This is a genomic window from Mesorhizobium sp. P2_H9 (genome assembly GCF_056403215.1).
Genome location: NZ_JBFUFX010000003.1, coordinates 316,377 through 334,567 on the forward strand (window position 1 = coordinate 316,377; position 18,191 = coordinate 334,567).

The following is an 18,191-nucleotide window of genomic DNA, read 5'->3' on the forward strand; positions in this document are numbered from 1 at the left end:
GGCTGCACCGGCCCGGAGCCAATTCCCTGCAACTCCAATCCGCGCATGATCCCGACGAAATCGAGACGATTTCGCGGGGGCGCCAACCGGATCAGCCCATGAACCCGCGCACGCGCCAAGTCCTGGAGTTCGTTCTCGATAATCTTGTCTGGTTCATGCTGCTGTTCGTGCTGGTTGTGTTCTCGCTCTTCGTCCCGAACTATTTCCAGCTCGGCATCTTTGCCAACATCATCGAGGCGTCGAGCGTGCTCGGCGTGATGTCGATCGGCCTGGCGCTGGTCATCATCGCCGGTCACATGGACCTGTCGGTAGAATCGGTGGCGGCGCTCAGCGCCATGGCGGTCGGCATCCTGTTCTGCTCGTCGGGCATCGGGCTTGGCGTGCAACTGCATCCGCAATGGCTGATGGTTCCGGTTTCGTTGTTTCTGGCGCTGGCCGTCGGCGGACTCATCGGCGCCTTCAACGGTTATCTGGTGGTCAGGGTGAAGATGAGCGCCTTCATTATCACGCTGGCCTCCTACATCTGGGTCCGCGGCCTGGTGCTGGTGGTTTCGGGCGGCCGTTCGGCACAGGATCTGGCGCCGGCCATCCGCTGGTTCGGCGTCCAGCGCCTGCTCGGCCTGCCGCTCACGGCCTGGATCGCCATCGCCTGTTTCGTCGTGTTTTCGCTGATCATGGCCAAGACACCTTTCGGCCGGCATCTGGTGATGATCGGCGGCAATGAGACCGCGACCTTCCGCGCCGGCATCCGCGTCAACCGCAACCTGATCATCGCCTTCATTCTTGCCGGCGCCATCGCCGGCCTCGCCGGCTGGCTGCTAGCCATCCGCACCTCCGGCGCCACCGCCAATCTCGGCGTCGGCCTGCTGTTCAACGCCTTCGCCGCCGTCGTCATCGGCGGCGTCAGCCTGAAAGGCGGTGTCGGCGCGCTGCCCGGCGTCTATGCCGGCGTACTGCTGCTGTCGGCCATCAACACGGCGATCAACCTGATGGGTCTTCCCGCCAACTTCACCCAGGTGATCCACGGCCTGCTGGTGCTTGCCGCTGTGCTGCTCGACGCCTTCAAACAAACCATTCGCCAGAAACTCGCATGACAGGACGGCTCGCATGACCAACCGGCTCAAGGACAAGGTGGCGCTGATCGTCGGCAGCGCCCGCGGCATCGGCAAGGGCATCGCGCTGCGCTTCGCCGAAGAGGGCGCAAGGCTCGTGCTCGCCGACACCGAGGTCGAGGCGGGCCAGGCGACCGCAGACGAGCTCGGCGGCGCCTTCATCCGCACCGACATTTCGCAGATGGCGGAGGCCGAGGCCGCGGTGGCGTTGGCACTGAAACACCACGACAGGCTCGACATCGTCGTCCAGAACGCCGGCATCTATCCCTGGCAGCTGATCGAAAACACCAGCCCGGACGACTGGGACCGCGTCATGGCGGTCAATCTGCGCGGCACCTTCAACGCCACCCGCGCGGCGCTTGTACCGATGAAGGCGCAGCACTACGGGCGCATGCTCTACACCTCATCCATCACCGGCCCGCATGTCACCAGCCCCGGCCACGGTCACTACGCCGCCAGCAAGGCCGGCATCAACGGCTTCATCCGCTCGGCGGCACTCGAATTCTCCGGCTACGGCATCACCGTCAACGGCGTCGAGCCGGGCAACATCCTGACCGAAGCGATCGAGCTGCATCGCGGCGCCGCCTATATCAAGAACATGGAAGACTCCATCCCGCTCGGCCGGCTCGGCAGCCCGCGCGACGTCGCCAATGCCTTCCTGTTCCTCGCCTCGGACGACGCCAGCTACATCACCGGCACGACGATCGTCGTCGATGGCGGACAGTTGCTGCCCGAGGGCAACGATTTTCGGCTGCTGCCGCCGTGACTATCCGCATCTAAAATTGGCAACAACCGCCACGCGGCCCAGGCGATTTCCGATCGCTCCGAGAGGCGCCTACTGATCCGTCGCCGCCAAGGCGCCAGGCATCCCCCTTCCCTTCCTCGCTGCGCACCGTCTCTCCTCGGCATATTACCGTTGACATAAACTAGTTGTAGGATGATATGTATATCCATACCTTCCTACTGATCCAGTCTGGCCCGGGATGACAGCGCACGGCATTGCCTCACCAGTTCTCGACGCGCTGCAGAGCGTCGTCGGAAACAGTGGCGTGGTCGCCGATGCCGCCGGCATGGCGAAGTATCTCGGTGATTGGGCCGGCGATCACAGCGGCAAGGCGCTCGCCGTTCTGAAGCCTGGCTCCGTCGCCGAGGTGCAGGCGCTGGTGCGGCTTTGCAGCGCGCTCGGGCTCGGCGTCATTCCGCAGGGCGGCAACACCGGGCTGGTCGCCGGCGCAATCGACATCGGGACTGGCGGCGCGGTGATCGTCAGTCTGGAGCGGTTGAACACGATCCGGCTTGTCGACGCCGACAATTTCATCCTGCAAGCCGACGCCGGCTGCGTCCTGCAGCACATCAAGGATGCCAGCGAAGCACAAGACTGCCTGTTTCCGCTGGCGCTCGGCGCCCAGGGCAGCTGCCAGATCGGCGGCAACGCCGCCAGCAATGCCGGCGGCGTCAACGTGCTGCGCTACGGCATGGCGCGCGACCTCATCCTCGGTCTCGAGGTCGTGCTGCCGGACGGTGAATTGTGGAGCGGCTTTTCAGGCCTGCGCAAGAACAACAGCGGCTATGACCTGAGGCAGCTCTTCATCGGCAGCGAAGGCACGCTGGGCATCATCACCGGCGTCGAGATGAAGCTGTTTCCCAGGCCCAGCCGTATGGAGACCGCCTATCTCGGCGTCGCCTCGTTCGAAGCGGCGATCTCGCTGTTTCGGCAGGCTCGCCGTGCCTCTGCCGATCTGATGTCAGCCTTCGAGATCATCGGTTCGGAATGCATGGCTTTGGCCAGCCTGATCGACCCCAACACGGCGTCGCCGGTCGAGGCTCCCGTGCACGTACTGATAGAACTGTCGGCAAGTGCGGCCATCGACCTGCGCACTCTTCTGGTCGATTTCCTCGCCGAAGCGATGGAGAGAGGCCTCGTCATTGACGCCGTGCTGGCCGAAAGCAGCACCCAGGCAAAATCCTTCTGGGCAATCCGCGAAGGGCTGGTCGAAGGCCAGGCCAAGCGCGGCTATCATGTGCGCACCGATCTTTCGGTGAGGATCTCGGATATCCCTGCCCTCACCGATCAGGCGCGTCGCTTCGTGGCGCAGGATCATCAGGGATGGCTGCCGCTGGCGTACGGCCATGCCGGTGACGGCAACATCCATTTCAACGTCCTGCCGCCGGAAGGCCTCGACGAGCGCGAGGCCCGTGCCCGCGGCGCCGACATCGCCGCCGGGCTCTACGCCATCACCACCGCGCTTGGCGGCTCGATCAGTGCCGAGCATGGCATCGGACGCACCCGCCAGCGTGCATTCTGGAGCGGGCTGTCGCCAACGCATCGACGGCTCGTCACCGCGCTGAAACAGGCGCTCGACCCCAACGGGCTGATGAACCCCGGTTGCCTTCTGCCCTCGATGGAGAGTTTTTCATGAAAACACGACTGGCTGCCATCGGGACGGTGGAAGCGTTGCCACATCGCGTCGCCGCGTTCCTCAGCCGCGAGATCGAATCCGGCGACCTCAATCCGGGCAGTCTGCTGCCGACGGAGCAACAGCTTTCGGAGAAGTTCGGCGTCAGCCGCAATGTCGTGCGCGAGGCGATCGCGCAATTGCGCGCCGACGGCATGGTGGAGGCGCGACAAGGTATCGGTTCGTTCGTCCTGGCGCCGGAGCAGCGGGCGGCAATCCGCATCGACCGCGAGACGCTGAATGAAGGCCAGAATATGCAGCGGCTGTTCGAGCTGCGCTGCATCCTCGAGGCCGAATCGGCGGCGCTTGCCGCCGAGCGCCGCGACCAGGAGCATCTCGATGCCATCAAGGCGGCGCTCGACCGCATGAGTGGCGAGGAGCGCTGGGAGGAAGGAAGCATCGACGCCGATCTGCTGTTCCATCGCGAGATCGCGCGGGCCACCGGCAACAGCTACATCCACACCTTCATTTCCTTCGTCTGCGAGCAGATCCGCCGCTCGATCCACTACGCCCGTCTCACCAACCCGCTGCACGATCTCGTCGAGGTCAATGTCGGTGAGCATGTGCGCATCTATGAGGCGCTGGTCGCGGGCGATCCGGCGGCGGCCGAAGCGGCAATGCGGGCCCACATCGTCGGCGCCGCGCATCGTGTCGGCGTGAAACTGCCGGCCTCGCGCCCTGAACGCATCGGCGAGGGCAAGTAGCCATGGCGATCGGTGGCCTGGATCGGATTACAGACGTGTGCCTGCTTGTCGCCGACATCGAGCGGACCGTGGAATTCTATGTCGACAAGCTCGGCTTCCGGCTGCGCCGGCGCGCCGAGGGCTTTGCCGATTTCCATGGCGAAGGGGTGACCCTCGCCGCCTGGGAGCTCGACCACATCAACAGCAACACTGGCGTGTCGAATGCCCGCTCGCCGCGGCATGCGCACAAGGTCTGCGTGGCGGTCAAGCTCGACGCGCCCGCCGAGATCGACCGGCTCTACGCCGATCTGACTGCCAAGGGTGTGCCCTTCTATAGCCCACCCCAGGACTATGTCTGGAATGCGCGCTGCGCCTATTTCACCGACCCGGACGACACGCTCTGGGAACTATACGCCTGGCTCGACGGCGGCCCAGGCGATTATCACGACGAAAGGCCGTAGGTGACGTCGCGCCGGCGGGAGTGGCGCGGATTTTGACGAACGCAACATCCAACAGGAGCGAAAAATGAGTGGGAACCAACGCTACCAGACAAACCGCCGGTCCTTCATCAAGACCGGCCTGATCGGCCTTGCGGCCGCATCCTCAGGCATGCAGCTTTTGCTCACGCCAGGCGCGAAAGCAGCCGGAAAGGTCGTCATCCAGTATGACTGGCTGATGTCGAACGGCCAGATCGGTGACATCGCGGCCGTTGCCAACGGCTATTTCAAGGAGGCCGGGCTCGAAGTCGAGTTCAGCCCCGGCGGGCCCAATTCCGCGACCGTGCCGCCGGTGATTTCAGGCGCCGCCCAGCTCGGCCAGTTTTCCGAAACGCCACAGCTCTATGCCGCGCGCGCCAGCGGCGTGCCGGTGAAAATCATCGCCTGCGGCTTCCGCACCGGCCCCTATGCCTTCACCTCCAAGGGGTCGAATCCGATCCGCGGCGTGGCCGACCTCAAGGGCAAGAAGATCGGCATTCAGCCGACAGCTCGTTTTGTCATCGACGAAATCCTGTCGAAGAACGGCTTGAGCGCCTCCGATGTTACCGTCGTCAATGTCGGCTTCGACAAGGCGCCGCTGATACGTGGCGACGTCGACGCCATCGGTGGCTGGATCACCAACACGCAGGCGCTCAGCGTCGTCGGAGATGACCGGGTCGATCTTCTGGTGCGCGATCTCGGGCTGGACTCCTATGCCGATGTCTACTTCGCCACTGATACTGCGATAGAACAGGATCCGCAGACGCTGGCGAAGTTCATCGGCGCCGTGGCCAAGGGTTGGGGCTGGGTTCATGCAAACCCCAAGGAAGCGGTGAGCAAGATGGTCGCGGCCTATCCGGAAATGGACCTCGGCTGGGAGCAGAAAACCATCGATCTCGTGCTGAAGCTGTCTTTCGACGCCGCAACTGCCAGGGATGGCTGGGGAACATTCGACCCCGCCTCCATCGAAAGCCAACTGGCGTTGCTGGACAAGGTCGGCCAATACCCGAACGGAAGGCCGGCCGCGGCGGACGTCTACACCACAAAAATCCTCGAACTGTCGGCCGCCGACCGGCCCAAGCTCGACGCGCCCGCCGCCTGATGGCGAACGCAATAGAAGCCCGCGAACTGGATGTCGGCTATGGCGGCCGGCAGGCGGCGGTGAAAGTGCTCTCCGGCCTCAACCTTTTCGTTGAGGCCGGATCTTTCCTGTCGATTCTGGGACCTTCAGGGTGTGGCAAGTCGACCTTGTTGCGGGTTGTCGCGGACCTGCTCGATCCACTCGGCGGCACCATCAGCGTGCTTGGCGACCGGCCGCGCGCCGCCCGCTCGCGCCGCGACGTCGGTTTCGTCTTCCAGGATTCGACCTTGCTGCCGTGGCGCACGGTGCGCGACAACATCCGCCTGCCGCTCGAAGTCGGACAAGGCAGTGTGACCCGCAAGATCGAGGATCGCACCGACGACCTGCTCGACCTGATGGGGCTCGCCGGCTTCGGCGAGCGTCTGCCGCACCAGCTTTCCGGCGGCCAGCGCCAGCGAGTGGCCATTGCCCGCGCGCTGCTCGGACAACCCAGCCTTCTGTTGATGGACGAGCCGTTTGGGGCGCTGGACGAGATCACCCGCGACCGCCTCAATGACGAGCTTCTGAACCTGTGGCGCCGCACCGGCACCACCATCCTCTTCGTCACCCACTCGATCGCCGAAGCCGCCTATCTCGGCGAACGCGTCATCGTGCTTGCCGCCAATCCTGGGCGCCTGGTCAAGGATCTCGACATGCGGCCGCTCAAGCAGGACGGCAACCGCTGCACGCGCGAGGATCCGGCGATCGTCAACGCCATGGCCGAATTGCGCGGTGCGCTGGAGCGGGCCTCATGAAGCCGGCTCCCTTGTCGCCAACGCTTGCCATCGCCCTGCCCGTGCTTGGTGCCGCGTCGCTCCTTTTCGCCTGGCAGGTCCTGCTCCCATGGCTGGGCGTACCCGCCTATATCGTGCCGACGCCGACGGCCATATTCGGCGTATTCCAGAAGAACCTGTCGCTGCTGCTCGCCAATCTCAGGCCGACGCTGATCGAGGCGCTGGCCGGTTTTGTCATCGGCAATCTTGCCGGCGTGCTGCTTGCCGTCTTGTTCGTGCACAGCCGCATCCTACAGGCCGCCTATTTTCCGATCGTGCTGTTCTTCAACACCATCCCCATCCTGGCGCTGGCGCCGATCATCACCCTGATCTTCGGGCTCGGCATGACGCCGAAGATCGTCATCGCGGCAGTGATCTGCTTCTTCCCGACGCTGGTGAACATGATCCGTGGCCTGGATTCAGGCAGCGACAATGAGCATGAGCTGTTCCGGGTGCTGTCGGCGACGCGCTGGGAAATTTTCTGGAGCCTGCGCCTGCCGCGCGCGCTGCCGATGCTGTTTTCCTCGCTGAGGATCGCATCGGCAACGGCGGTTATCGGCGCCATCGTCGGCGAGTGGATCGGCTCGGACAAGGGCCTCGGCGCACTCATCATCCAGGCGAGCTTCAACTACCAGTCGGACCGGCTTTACGCGGCGATCGTGCTGTCGTCATCGCTGTCGATCGCGCTGTTCGCGATCGTGGTTCTCGTCGAGCGCCGTGTCATAAAATACTGACAGGCATTTTCGCTGCCAGGTTTCAAGCCAGTTCGAAGCGCTCCACCGCCCGCATGATACCGCGGAGTTCGGCGAGACCTTTGAGGCGGCCGATCAGCGAATAGCCCGGGTTGATCCGGGTCTTGCCGATGTCGTCGGCAAGCAGATGGCCGTGGTCGGGACGCATCGGGATGCGCCAGTCGGCCCTGCCCTCTATGCGCCGACGCCCCTCTTCCTTCATCAGCGCCAGGATCACCGACGCCATGTCGGTCGAGCCCTCCAGATGTTCGGCCTCAAAGAACGAGCCATCGTCCTCGCGCGTGACGTTGCGCAGATGGGCGAAATGGATCTTCGATCCGAATTCTTCGATCATCGCGACAATGTCGTTGTCGGCGCGTGTGCCGTAGGAGCCGGTGCACAGCGTCAGCCCGTTGGCGGGACTGTCGACAGTGCTCAGGATGAAGCGCGCATCATCGGCGGTGGAGACGATGCGCGGCAATCCGTAGAGCGAGAAAGGCGGATCGTCTGGATGGATGCACATGCGTGCGCCGACTTCCTCGGCAACCGGAATGATCTCCTTCAGAAACCAGGCAAGGTTGGCGCGCAGTTCCGCCGGGCCGATTGCCGCATAGTCGGCGAGCGCGTCGCGCATCGTCTCCCTGTTGTAACTGCGCTCGGTGGCGGGCAGTCCGGCAATGAGATTGCGCTCTATTCTGTCGATCGCGTCGTCGCTCAATGTCTTAAGCCGCGCTTGTGCCTCCGCGATGCGAGCCGGGCTGTAGCTTGCCTCGGCATTGCTGCGTTTCAGCACGAACAGATCATAGGCAGCGAAGTCGATCGCATCGAAACGCAAGGCAAAGCCGGTCGTCGGGAGCCGATACATGAGATCGGTGCGGGTCCAGTCGACCACGGGCATGAAATTGTAGCAGATGGTCGAAATGCCGGCCTTGGCCAGGGCGCGAATGGTGTCCTTGTAAAAATCCGCGTAGCGCTGCCGCTCGGCCGAGCCGATCTTGATCGAGTTGTGGACGGGGATGCTCTCCACCACCGACCAGGTCAGCCCCGCGTCCTCGATGATGCGCTTGCGTTCAAGAATGTCGGCCAAAGGCCAGGCGCGACCGTCATAGATGTTGTGCAAGGCCGACACGACGCCCGTCGCCGCCGCCTGCCTGACATGATCGAGCGTGACCGGATCGTCCGGCCCGTACCAGCGCCAACATTGTTCCATCAAGGTCCCTTCCGAAGCGAAGCCAAAACCGTATTGTTGGACCATAGCCGGAGTCGAAACTTCGGCAATCCCGACGACGCGATGACGGAGTTTGAGCCATGAAGGATTTCGACGGCAAGATCGCCCTGGTGACCGGAACCACCGGTATCGGCCTGGCAAGCGCCAGGCGCCTGGCGGCGGGCGGTGCTGCGATCATCGCCTGCGGCATCGACGGCAGCGCTAATGCGGCGATGCAAAAGGAATTGGATGGTTCCGGCGCAAAGGCGCTGGTGGTGACGGCGGACGTTTCCTTGCCCGATCAGGTCGCCCGGGCGATCGCGGCCGGCGTCGCGCGCTTCGGCGGACTGGACGTCATCGTCAACTCGGCCGCCGTGCACCCTTATGGCACGGCAACGAGCACGGATTTCGAGACCTGGAACCAGGCCATGTCGGTCAATGTCGGCTCCATCTACCTGACCGCTCATTTCGGCATTCCCGAAATGATCAAGCGTGGCGGCGGCGCCATCGTCAACCTGGCGTCCGTGCAGGGCCACGCCTGCCAGCAGAACGTCGCCGCCTATGCCACGACCAAGGGGGCGATCCATACGCTGACGCGCTCGCTGGCGCTCGACTATGCGCGTCAGGGAATCCGCGTGAATTCGGTCAGCCCGGGATCGATCCGCACGCCGATCCTGGAAAGAGCGGCGCGCAGTGACGGCGGGAGCGACGCCGATATCGAAGCCGCTTTCAAACGCTTCGGCGAAGCGCATCCGCTTGGCCGGATCGGCGAGCCGGAAGAAGTCGCGGAGCTGATCGCGTTTCTGTGCTCGTCCAAGGCGGGCTTCTGCACCGGCGCCGACTACAAGATCGACGGCGGCCTGACCGCCGGCATCGGGGTCAAGTAGGGGGCCGGATCGCCGCGATCCGATCATTCAATCCAGCAAGACCTGTAAAATGGTGGGCGATGACGGGCTCGAACCGCCGACATCTTCGGTGTAAACGTATAGCTACCGTGTCCCTCCAATTCCCGGCAGATCATCTATTGATTGTTTTAACTAAGCTTTTTATGATGTGGCGTCTTTCCAAATCACCCGAGTTCCCATACTAGCTGTTGCTAGGCTGTAGCTAGGGTGGTGATCGGTGCCTCTTACCAAAACTGACATTGACGATATGCCTGCCGATTCCACACTTTGGGATTCTGGGCGCGGGTCAGTTGCGGGCTTTGGGGTTAGACGGCAGCGCAAGCACCCGACGTTCTGCCTAAAATACAGCCAGAGCGGCAAACAAAGGTGGCTTACGATAGGCCGCTATGGATCTCCTTGGACGGTTGATCAAGCACGGAATGAGGCCAAACGGCTGCTCGGTTTAGTCGCAGCGGGTGAAGATCCGGCAGCCGAGAGGGATCGTCCCAAGCCGCCAACTATGGGCGATCTCTGCGATCGGTACATGGAAATTGCCGAGGCTGGGGCGATCCTGACGCGCTTTAATCGGCCGAAGAAGCAATCGACCCTCTCGATCGATAGAGGCCGCATCGACCGCCACATTAAGCCTCTAATTGGAACCAAGGCAGTAACGGATATCGATGGCCGGGATGTCAAACGTCTGATTGAAGACATTACAGTCGGCAAGACGAAAGCGCGCATAAAGACCAAGGCGCGAGGCAGAGCGAACGTGACGGGAGGCGCAGCCACGGCAGCTCGGGTCGCAGACTTGTTGTCCGGCATCATGACATGGGCAGTGGACGAAGGTTTCATCGACCGAAACCCAGTGCACAAAGTCCGGCGATTTCGAAGCGAGGCAAAACAGCGTTTTCTCGACCCGACAGAGCTCGGTCGCCTCGGCACGGTGCTGACTAGAGGAAGGGACACGCAAGACAAAGAAATCCATCCCTACGCTCTCTCCATCATCAAGCTGCTTTGTCTCACTGGATGTCGAATCGGAGAGATTACAGGGCTTCGTTGGACCGAGCTTGACATCGCTCTTAACTGCCTGAGACTGGCCGACACAAAGACGGGCAAGAGCCTCCGGCCCATCGGAGGGGCTGCACTGGCTGTCTTCAAGGGCCAGCGGCGCGTAGCAGGTAAGTCGTTTGTGTTCCCCGGCTCAAAGGGGAACGCTGCCTACCAAGGTATCGGTAAAGAAGCTCGGCGAATCTTTGAAGCTGCTCAAGTTGAGAACGCGACGCCGCACACTCTGCGTCACACGTTCGCGTCATTCGCTTCTGAGCTGGGGTACTCGGACGGCACGATAGCGGGATTGCTCGGGCACAAAGGCAGAGGAATCACCTCACGATACGTTCATCTGCCGGACAAAGCGCTCGCTTCGGCAGCCGAAGCTGTAAGCGCCGTTATCGCCGCAGCCCTGTCACGACCTAGAGCAATTCCGGCAATTGAAGCTCCAGTCGATCAAGCGGGTCATAAGACCTAACCGTTTGATTTTTCAACCGATTCTTGACAATAGGAAAACATTCCTGTTATACTGGCTGCGGCGAGCTGCGTCGGCTGACGCGGTTAGGCCAGACCCTTAACAGGAGCACTAACATGCCTTTGACAGATCGGCCCGACACGCCATGTCGGCACCATACAAATCACACTGTAAGGGGCCCTCTGGCCCCTTTGTCATATTTGGAGGTCGGCCAATGAATGTCGCCTCCGAAACCACCCGATCACTGATCGTGTTCGGCAGGGATGATGCCCGTAAGCCTCATGCCTCGATATTCCTGCTGCCCGAGGTTGAGGCGGCGGAGGGTGCTGCGAAGCTGATGGGGATGCACTCGCACCGCATTGAGCCGGGAGAAGCCGTCGATATCGCCATGCGACTTCCGCGCGGCAAGCTGTTCGATAGCGGCAAGGCGTTCGTGCCCTTCGTCAAAGGGGAAGTCTATGCCCGCATCGCGGCCCTTGCGGGCGTCGCTGACGAGCGCGACGGCGGGCCGGGCGACGACAAGGCCGCCGACAGCCCCGAAAACGCCTCAGCGGGCTCGCCTGCGCCGGTGGCGGCCCTTGGCGGGGGCGATGGTGGCGGCGGTGCCGCTGGCGGTAACGGTGGCGACCTTTGGGCAAAGCTGGCGGTCGGCGACATGGTGCTGGCATCGGAAGGCCCCGACGAGGGATATTTCGAAGCCCGGATCATGAAGGCGAAAGCCAAGGGCATCTTTACGCTGAAATTCAGGGACTATCCGGATGCCCCGCAGGTCGACCGCAGCTACTACCAGCTCGGCCTGATCCACCCCCGCCAGCTGGCGAAGAAATAAAGCGGCCTACAAACGGGCCGGGTTCGATCCGGCCCGCCCCCCCTCAATCACTCATCCATTCGAAGGAACCACCTCATGACATGCTCAACAGAGCGCGTCGGTCGGCTATCGGCAGCTGACCGAACGGCGCGTATTCGGACCCTAAACGACCAACTGCGCCAGACGGGTGCTGGCGGGCGCATGGTGATGACCGCCGGTGTCGCCGCACTGCCTGCCCAAGAGATCGGCGCCATTCTGCTGGCCATCGCCAACTTCGATGCATTCGACGAGAACAACGATCCATGGGGCCAGCACGATTGCGCTCTGCTGCACGTCGGCGAGCGGCAGCTGTTCTTCAAGATCGACTACTACGACCGGGCGCTTGTGAACCTGTCGCCTGACGCCTCCGACCCGACCGTCACCATTCGGGTCATGACGGTCATGCTGCCGGAGGAGTACTGATGTTCTCCCCTGCACAATGCACAGGGGCACATCCGCCAGCTCGTCTAAACCGCTTTCGGCTTTCTGCCCGAAGAAAGTGGAGATGGCTCACGAGCACCTTTCGGAGGTTCGGTCAGAAGTGCGGCAGGGGCAACTCCAAGCGCGTTCGCCAAAGCCTGCAGTGTATCGGTCGTGACGTTTTCCGAGCCGCGCTCGACACGACCGACATACGATCGATCGATCTCGGCCGCCAGCGCCAGTCGCTCTTGCGACAGGCCCTGTTCAACGCGGAGCTTGCGGAGATTCCAACCAATGATTTTGCGCACATTCATCGTGAGCAAGAAGGCAATACAAACGGCTTGACAATCGACGGACTGACAGTCCCCTATTCGATGTGGGTATTGCTTCAGGTTCTATGCAAACCGGTTACGAAGCTTCAGGGGGATTGAAATGAAAATCGCAGTTGGAATTATCGGCATCCTGCTTGGCATGATTTCGATGCTGCAGTCCTGCGCGGTCGCGACGGGTGGAAGCATCGCGGCCAACCATGACCTAGCGGGCGCTGGGTCAGTCGGCGTGTTGGTCGGTTTGCTGTTCTTCGTCGGCGGCGCCTTTGCCTTCGGCCTGCCGCTCGTCTCGGCGATCATTTTCGTCGTCGGCAGCCTGTTTGCCTTCATCGCAGCCAGCGCATTTACCGACATGAAGATTTGGGCCTTCGCCGACCTGATCCTCGCCGCCATGGCGTACTTCGCATGGAGAAGCGCTCGTGCAGGCCGGATCAAAAAAACGGAAGGAGCCGCAAAATGAAAGGGATTCTGCGCGGCTTAATTGCGCTAACTGCAACCCTGCCCATACTGACGGTCTCGGCCCATGCCCAGAGTGCACAGGACTATCTGACCCAGCAGTCAAACATGCCCTACTCCATGGAATGTTGGTTCCGGGGCAGCCAGATTTTGGGTGTTCCGTCGACCAATGGCCGGGATGATGAAGAAGGATGGCAGTTTGCTGCCGATGCGGACGGCAATCTCTATGTCAACGGCACACGGGCGCAACCCGGTCCAAAGGGCAAGGTTACTATCGATGAGAATGGTGTCGGAGTAGATTCGGTCGTCAATGTCATGATGGCCTACGTGCAAGCTCGGGCCGTGGGGCAACCTCCCGAACTAGCAGCAGCGGGAATATCCATGTTCATCTCGGTGATGAGCAATCGGTCGCACGAACGCTTTGCGGTCTTCGACTTCAACAACACGAAGGTGTCCTTCGCCGATTGGGACAAGCTCAATAAGGCGTTTATCGGAGGCGTTGATATTCAATGCTCCGAGCAAGGCGAATGAGTTGCCGGAATGCAATGATTTTCCATATCGGCCCTACCTCGTATATGCTTAGCGGAAAGCATGGGAGGCGTCGTCATGGCCAAGCTGACAAATGCCGCCGATATGGCTAGGTCCGTTGGTGTTGATCCGAAAGCGTATCGACATGCGTTACGAAATGCGAACTTCAGTTGGCACAAGCACAACGACGACTGGATCGTCGAGCTTGATAGTGATGAGCACTCGTCGATGCGGACTGTGCTGGTGACCTTGCTAAAGCGGAAGAAAGCTTAATGTTCATCCAGCGCCGCCGCCAAGAACTTGGTTAGAACGGAGGCTAAGAGCGGGCCGCTCCGGTTGACTGGGGATTGTCGGCGCCGACATTTGCCAAAGCGACGTACGAGTCCGCCTGTCTAGACTAGTAAGGGCGCGATTGAAGGCGACCGAGGAGCGTACCGCGAAGACTATGGAAATGACGTCATGAAAGAAGAAATCACCGCCGAAATGAGCAGCGGCAACGTGTTTGCGGATCTGGGCTTTGACAATCCCGAAGAGGAACTGCTCAAGGCCAAGCTGCTGCGCGAGATCCGCGCCATTATCAAACACCAAGGCCTGACTCCTACTCAGGCGAAGGCGGCTGAGATGCTTGGGATGAAACAGCCCGACTTCTCCGACATTGCCATCGGTCGCACGGGGAGGTTCTCGATCGACCGCCTTGTCCGCTGCCTCGATTCGCTCAATTGGGCTGGAAAAGTCGATGCGGAGGACAAATAGACATCAACCCCGGCATCCTTTCTTAGTTGAACCGGATCGAGGCCCGGACTCTCCCTGTTGATCTTTCTGCCGCCGGAGAGTTGCGCGTAGAGGCCCCGCAGAGATCAACTCCAAGTTGGCGGAGGGCAAGCCTGCCAGCTAGGAAACCTGATACCTAGGTAGCTCGGAATCTGCATCTATATGCGCGACCATTACACACAACGCGGACGAAGAGCTCTCGGATTGCCTTCGTCGTGTGCCTCTAAAAGCGCCCTCGCTCTTTTCCTCGCCGCTGAGCGTGACTCTGATCGTGTAGTTGGGAACCCTGCCAACCCATAGGCTTGGAGTATCGAGCCAAATCGCGATCTGAACACACCAGCCGCAGGAAGGTCTGGGTCCGCATTGATAAGAGCGGAGGTGACATACCCGAAATTTGCGTGTAGCCGTCGGAGTCCATCGAGAAGTTGATCATTCGTAAATCCCCACTTAAACTTGCAGTGAGGATGTGCCGTCGCCCTTTTCATCCCCGCACGAACCGACTCGTATATAGTTGAAGGAAAGCCTGCCCGCGCATAGGCCCGCATTAACGAACCAAATCGGAACGTGAGCACACGAGACACTGGAAGGTCTGGGTCTGCATTGATCATTTTAGCTGTGACATATCCAAACTCGGCATGGAGTCTTCGTATCCCGTCAATTAGGTAATCATCCGTATATCTGAGACCTTGCTGCCAAGGGCATTTATACCCAACCAGTTCATAGGATGCTACGAGACTACCAAAGTGGTTAATATACGAACTCGAAGAAGCAGTGTATGGACAGGCATTAATTACTCCTTGAGTGAGCTTTCCCTTCTCCCTGAAAAGCCTCCTCAACCTTTCGATCATGTCCGTCTTCGCATAGGCATTGCCGACTTTGCGTCTCATCTCCTGTTGAACCTTCGCGAATTGTTTTGGGTCAACAATTGGGTCCATTACCCGCGTTCTGATCCATAGGTCTGGAGGATTTGGTCTGGACGGCCCTTTCATCCGCCGCGTTCGTACGTTGTAGACGTAGTATCCTATCATCAACTCGCTTGTGAGAAGGGTTCTGACGCGGCTCTGGGTCCATGCCTGACCGTTTGTTGAAAGGACACCTTCAACGTTCAGTTTCCGAGCGATAGTTGTCGTTGTTCGATGCTGGCTAACGAACATCCGGAAAATGCGGCGCACGGTTGTGATTTCATCCGGTGGACCGGGCACAAAGACAACGCGATCTGTGCTTAGGCCTTTTTGCTCGCCTAGACTGAGGAGAAATCGATGCTCTCCACCTTCGCTGACCAGCAGGCGTCTCACCCCGTAGAGGACCCCACCGCCCTGTCTGAACCCAAGACGTGCTTGCTGTGTTTGCGCCCTTGAGACTTTTGTAGACAGTTCGCGGCTGTACTCACCGGCCATCACCCGCTTCAGGTTCTTAACGATCATCGAGACCATGCTGCCGTCGTTCTCGAACGGTTCGCCGCAATACTCGACCGCGACCCCGGCGTCCCGACAGATGAATTCGTAATGGGCAGATTGGTCCGTATCCTGAAAACGCCCCCACCGGCTAATGTCCAGAACCAGAATCGCAGAATAGGAATGCTGGCCAGTCACAACGTCAGCCAACAACTGTTTCAGGCCATCTCTTCCCTTCAAGGTTAAGCCACTTTTACCGGCATCGGCGTAGGTCTCAACGATAGCGAACCCTCGTTTTTCGGCATACTCCCCGATGGCAGCGATCTGGTTCTCTAAAGAATACCGCTGGTTCTCGGTCGACATGCGAATGTACTGCGCAGCCGGAATGCGAAGATCGCTTGTAAGTGCAGTCACTATAGTGCCTCCGCGCGAGCCGATGTCTAATGCGGCAGGAACGACGCTGATGACGACAAGCGCATATTACTCCACAACGTCCTTGAGCAAAACGTTTTGAGCGGTCAATTCAGGTGTGCTTGCCGTAGCCGAGGAGAGCGCACCCTGAAGGCGGGAGGCGATGCCAAGCACCGTAAGCGTAAGCCCATAGCCGACCGGGGGATTCTTCGAGCAGACAAGCCACCGCTGCTTCTGGGGGAAGTTTTATCAGATTGCAGGGGCAGCTCGAAGCGCGTCCTGCCTTTCTCTAGACTCTTGCGCCCGACAGAAGCATTCTCCCCTTGGAGAGATGGCTATGGGCAATTCTGTTCAGCCGAGGGTTCGACGGCGAAGGCCTTGGTGGCGTAGTCTTCTGCGCGCTCGTCTCCCTATTTCTCTCGCACTGCTTGTCACGGCGTCCTTCGCCTATGTCGCGACAGACACCCAGCACTCACTTCCAAATGTTCATCATCCGAGCACGTCAACGACGTCCGTCGCCGTGCGCAAAGTGGGCTGTGACATCAAGGGAAACATCAATGATCGCGGGGAACGTATCTATCATGTGCCCGGTCAGGAATACTATTCGGCTACGCGCATAAACCCGGCGCGAGGGGAGCGTTGGTTCTGCTCCGAATGGCAAGCTTGGTGGGCTGGGTGGCGGAAGGCCAAGGTATAGTCGAACGTCGTTCGGTTCTATCAGTTGTCTAGCCCATTTAACTCTTTCAGCAGGTGTTCGCCAATCTCGATGACGGTGGAGAAATCGCAAAGCATTTGCCCATGAAGGCACACAGGCCTCGCATTTTCTCCAAATGAGTGTGTCATTACGGGCTCAAAGCGACCCAAAGCCCTCTGGGCGGAAAAGAGCCCGTCATACTCATCGAAGTTCCTAGCTTTCGCAGCTCGGGCAATCCCTTCTTCTAACTTTCGCCACTCGTTGCCCTCTTCATCGCTAAGCGTTTTCGGGGGGATGTAGACAGGTATCCTATGAGCGACTGCATGACGGTAGTTTGCTAAATATTCGAACCAAGGGTCAGCGCTTTTCAGGTAATCTCGCAACTCGTTGGACAAGCTCTCGCGAACCGTGATGTGCTTGGGGCCAAGACCAATTTGACCGTCTGCGAGAGGTTTTCCCCTCCCGTTTTTCACTTCGGCTTCCCAACACCAAATTCGAGCGACGTTGTCCAAACCACCGTAGACGCTCACCAGAAACGAGTGAATGAAGGCGGTAGCATCCATGAGCTGATCGCGGCTTGGAGGCTCGTCCGATTCCGGGGGTATCAGCTGAAACATCCGATCGATGCCGTGACGAAGGCTCTGCAATCGCCTCGACAAACCATGCCGCGCATACTCGGATGCCCTTTCACCTCGGTAAGCCCGAGTCATATAGTCCGTCATTAGTTGTTCTTGCCGCGGGATCCATTTTTCGTAGGCCTCTGCGAATTGTCCGATCGTTTCTTCCGAATATGCACCCACGTGCCCCTCCGCAGCTGTTTGAAGCCTAGATTCCCAAGAAGCGCCGAAGACTGGAACAAAGCTTTAGCCGTCCGTAACAAAGGATCCAACCAGCGGGCAACACTGAGTCTCAAAAGTCGTCCCGTGCCAATGGCACGGGCGAGCTAGGATGGCGTCGCACCTGACTATCGTGTTAGGGCTGCCGTTTCCGTTTCTCGAGGTTGCCGTGCTCGAAACACTCTTCGATTCTGCCCAAACTGAGCATCTTTATCACGACCTGCGGCGAGCCAACTCTGAGGCGGCCAAGAAGGAGAGATTCCTCACCTATGTCACCACCATTTTCCGGAGTGACGATAAGGTGCAAGGCTTCATACGCGATATGGCGATGGGGGCTGAAACCTCAGTGGCAAATATCATCAGGGACGGCCGTACGGCAAGGGGGCGGGCGGATAGCCAGACCGATGCCGTAATTATTGAATGGGAGCGCGATCTCGCCCGAACGGGGGACCATGCCCGGGACCAGCTTAAAGAATACCTCGAGGGCAGGCATACGCTGGCGTCGCTACGCACCCGACTGGTCTCACGTCGCAGTCGATGA

At 60.3% G+C, this 18,191-nt stretch carries 22 protein-coding genes and 1 pseudogene; 19 read left to right on the plus strand and 4 right to left on the minus strand.

Translation table 11 applies throughout. The features are described 5' to 3' along the window. The first annotated feature begins 98 nt into the window (after nucleotides 1–98). The 8 genes from AC1DXN_RS07490 (at nucleotide 99) to AC1DXN_RS07525 (ending at nucleotide 7,354) form a co-directional block, all read left to right on the plus strand. Nucleotides 99–1,094 carry an ABC transporter permease gene (locus AC1DXN_RS07490; protein ID WP_477269324.1) on the plus strand — a complete coding sequence of 332 codons (996 nt, stop codon included), beginning with the start codon at nucleotides 99–101 and terminating at the stop codon, nucleotides 1,092–1,094. Between the two features lie 13 nt (nucleotides 1,095–1,107). Next, complete coding sequence (locus AC1DXN_RS07495; protein ID WP_477269322.1) at nucleotides 1,108–1,878, plus strand: SDR family oxidoreductase; 771 nt, start codon at nucleotides 1,108–1,110, stop codon at nucleotides 1,876–1,878. A gap of 217 nt (nucleotides 1,879–2,095) precedes the next feature. Beyond that, nucleotides 2,096–3,532 carry an FAD-binding oxidoreductase gene (locus AC1DXN_RS07500; RefSeq protein WP_477269320.1) on the plus strand — a complete coding sequence of 479 codons (1,437 nt, stop codon included), beginning with the start codon at nucleotides 2,096–2,098 and terminating at the stop codon, nucleotides 3,530–3,532. After that, nucleotides 3,529–4,272 carry a FadR/GntR family transcriptional regulator gene (locus tag AC1DXN_RS07505; protein ID WP_477269318.1) on the plus strand — a complete coding sequence of 248 codons (744 nt, stop codon included), beginning with the start codon at nucleotides 3,529–3,531 and terminating at the stop codon, nucleotides 4,270–4,272. Before AC1DXN_RS07500 ends, AC1DXN_RS07505 begins: the two co-directional genes overlap by 4 nt. 2 nt (nucleotides 4,273–4,274) lie before the next feature. Continuing rightward, on the plus strand, nucleotides 4,275–4,712 hold the full coding sequence (locus tag AC1DXN_RS07510) for a VOC family protein (protein WP_477242904.1): 438 nt from the start codon (nucleotides 4,275–4,277) through the stop codon (nucleotides 4,710–4,712). A 64-nt stretch (nucleotides 4,713–4,776) separates the two neighbouring features. After that, complete coding sequence (locus AC1DXN_RS07515; RefSeq protein ID WP_477269316.1) at nucleotides 4,777–5,829, plus strand: ABC transporter substrate-binding protein; 1,053 nt, start codon at nucleotides 4,777–4,779, stop codon at nucleotides 5,827–5,829. Then, complete coding sequence (locus AC1DXN_RS07520) at nucleotides 5,829–6,602, plus strand: ABC transporter ATP-binding protein (protein ID WP_477269314.1); 774 nt, start codon at nucleotides 5,829–5,831, stop codon at nucleotides 6,600–6,602. The genes AC1DXN_RS07515 and AC1DXN_RS07520 overlap by 1 nt, the downstream gene beginning before the upstream one ends. Beyond that, nucleotides 6,599–7,354 carry an ABC transporter permease gene (locus AC1DXN_RS07525; protein WP_477242901.1) on the plus strand — a complete coding sequence of 252 codons (756 nt, stop codon included), beginning with the start codon at nucleotides 6,599–6,601 and terminating at the stop codon, nucleotides 7,352–7,354. Before AC1DXN_RS07520 ends, AC1DXN_RS07525 begins: the two co-directional genes overlap by 4 nt. Nucleotides 7,355–7,376: 22 nt before the next feature. On the opposite strand, the gene uxuA is transcribed toward AC1DXN_RS07525, so the two are convergent. Next, the gene (uxuA, locus tag AC1DXN_RS07530; RefSeq protein ID WP_477269312.1) at nucleotides 7,377–8,561 is read right to left on the minus strand and encodes a mannonate dehydratase; all 1,185 of its coding nucleotides are present in this window, start codon (nucleotides 8,559–8,561) and stop codon (nucleotides 7,377–7,379) included. A 98-nt stretch (nucleotides 8,562–8,659) separates the two neighbouring features. On the opposite strand from uxuA, the gene AC1DXN_RS07535 reads away from it, so the two are divergent. The 5 genes and pseudogenes from AC1DXN_RS07535 to AC1DXN_RS07555 all read left to right on the plus strand — a co-directional run bounded on the left by AC1DXN_RS07535 (nucleotide 8,660) and on the right by AC1DXN_RS07555 (nucleotide 12,234). Further along, complete coding sequence (locus AC1DXN_RS07535) at nucleotides 8,660–9,445, plus strand: SDR family NAD(P)-dependent oxidoreductase (RefSeq protein ID WP_477269310.1); 786 nt, start codon at nucleotides 8,660–8,662, stop codon at nucleotides 9,443–9,445. 235 nt (nucleotides 9,446–9,680) lie between these two features. Continuing rightward, nucleotides 9,681–9,932, plus strand: a pseudogene (locus AC1DXN_RS07540) (Arm DNA-binding domain-containing protein); the annotation flags it as partial. 54 nt (nucleotides 9,933–9,986) lie between these two features. After that, nucleotides 9,987–10,967: a tyrosine-type recombinase/integrase gene (locus AC1DXN_RS07545; protein WP_477269990.1), complete on the plus strand. Its 981-nt coding sequence runs from the start codon at nucleotides 9,987–9,989 to the stop codon at nucleotides 10,965–10,967. Between the two features lie 211 nt (nucleotides 10,968–11,178). Next, entirely contained in the window at nucleotides 11,179–11,793 is a 615-nt protein-coding gene (locus AC1DXN_RS07550) for a hypothetical protein (RefSeq protein WP_477269308.1), read from the plus strand. Between the two features lie 186 nt (nucleotides 11,794–11,979). Continuing rightward, complete coding sequence (locus AC1DXN_RS07555; RefSeq protein ID WP_477269306.1) at nucleotides 11,980–12,234, plus strand: DUF3768 domain-containing protein; 255 nt, start codon at nucleotides 11,980–11,982, stop codon at nucleotides 12,232–12,234. A 44-nt stretch (nucleotides 12,235–12,278) separates the two neighbouring features. On the opposite strand, the gene AC1DXN_RS07560 is transcribed toward AC1DXN_RS07555, so the two are convergent. After that, nucleotides 12,279–12,545, minus strand: coding sequence for a helix-turn-helix domain-containing protein (locus tag AC1DXN_RS07560; RefSeq protein ID WP_477269988.1), 267 nt, complete (start codon nucleotides 12,543–12,545; stop codon nucleotides 12,279–12,281). A gap of 157 nt (nucleotides 12,546–12,702) precedes the next feature. On the opposite strand from AC1DXN_RS07560, the gene AC1DXN_RS07565 reads away from it, so the two are divergent. The 4 genes from AC1DXN_RS07565 (at nucleotide 12,703) to AC1DXN_RS07580 (ending at nucleotide 14,297) form a co-directional block, all read left to right on the plus strand. Further along, nucleotides 12,703–13,020 (plus strand): hypothetical protein, encoded by a 318-nt coding sequence (locus AC1DXN_RS07565; RefSeq protein ID WP_477269304.1) that lies wholly within the window; start codon nucleotides 12,703–12,705, stop codon nucleotides 13,018–13,020. After that, complete coding sequence (locus AC1DXN_RS07570) at nucleotides 13,017–13,547, plus strand: hypothetical protein (RefSeq protein ID WP_477269303.1); 531 nt, start codon at nucleotides 13,017–13,019, stop codon at nucleotides 13,545–13,547. Before AC1DXN_RS07565 ends, AC1DXN_RS07570 begins: the two co-directional genes overlap by 4 nt. A gap of 75 nt (nucleotides 13,548–13,622) precedes the next feature. Then, nucleotides 13,623–13,817 (plus strand): hypothetical protein, encoded by a 195-nt coding sequence (locus tag AC1DXN_RS07575; protein WP_477269301.1) that lies wholly within the window; start codon nucleotides 13,623–13,625, stop codon nucleotides 13,815–13,817. A 186-nt stretch (nucleotides 13,818–14,003) separates the two neighbouring features. Next, entirely contained in the window at nucleotides 14,004–14,297 is a 294-nt protein-coding gene (locus AC1DXN_RS07580; protein ID WP_477269299.1) for a helix-turn-helix domain-containing protein, read from the plus strand. Between the two features lie 191 nt (nucleotides 14,298–14,488). Here AC1DXN_RS07580 and AC1DXN_RS07585 read toward each other — a convergent pair whose 3' ends face one another. Next, a complete protein-coding gene (locus tag AC1DXN_RS07585) occupies nucleotides 14,489–16,123 on the minus strand; it encodes a recombinase family protein (RefSeq protein ID WP_477269297.1) in 1,635 nt (544 codons plus the stop codon). Between the two features lie 334 nt (nucleotides 16,124–16,457). Here AC1DXN_RS07585 and AC1DXN_RS07590 point away from each other — a divergent pair, with 334 nt between their 5' ends. Next, entirely contained in the window at nucleotides 16,458–16,817 is a 360-nt protein-coding gene (locus AC1DXN_RS07590) for a sunset domain-containing protein (RefSeq protein WP_477421511.1), read from the plus strand. 20 nt (nucleotides 16,818–16,837) lie between these two features. Here the strand turns inward: AC1DXN_RS07590 and AC1DXN_RS07595 are convergent, their stop codons facing one another. Beyond that, nucleotides 16,838–17,614, minus strand: coding sequence for a hypothetical protein (locus AC1DXN_RS07595; protein ID WP_477269293.1), 777 nt, complete (start codon nucleotides 17,612–17,614; stop codon nucleotides 16,838–16,840). Between the two features lie 148 nt (nucleotides 17,615–17,762). On the opposite strand from AC1DXN_RS07595, the gene AC1DXN_RS07600 reads away from it, so the two are divergent. Then, a complete protein-coding gene (locus AC1DXN_RS07600; protein ID WP_477269291.1) occupies nucleotides 17,763–18,191 on the plus strand; it encodes a hypothetical protein in 429 nt (142 codons plus the stop codon).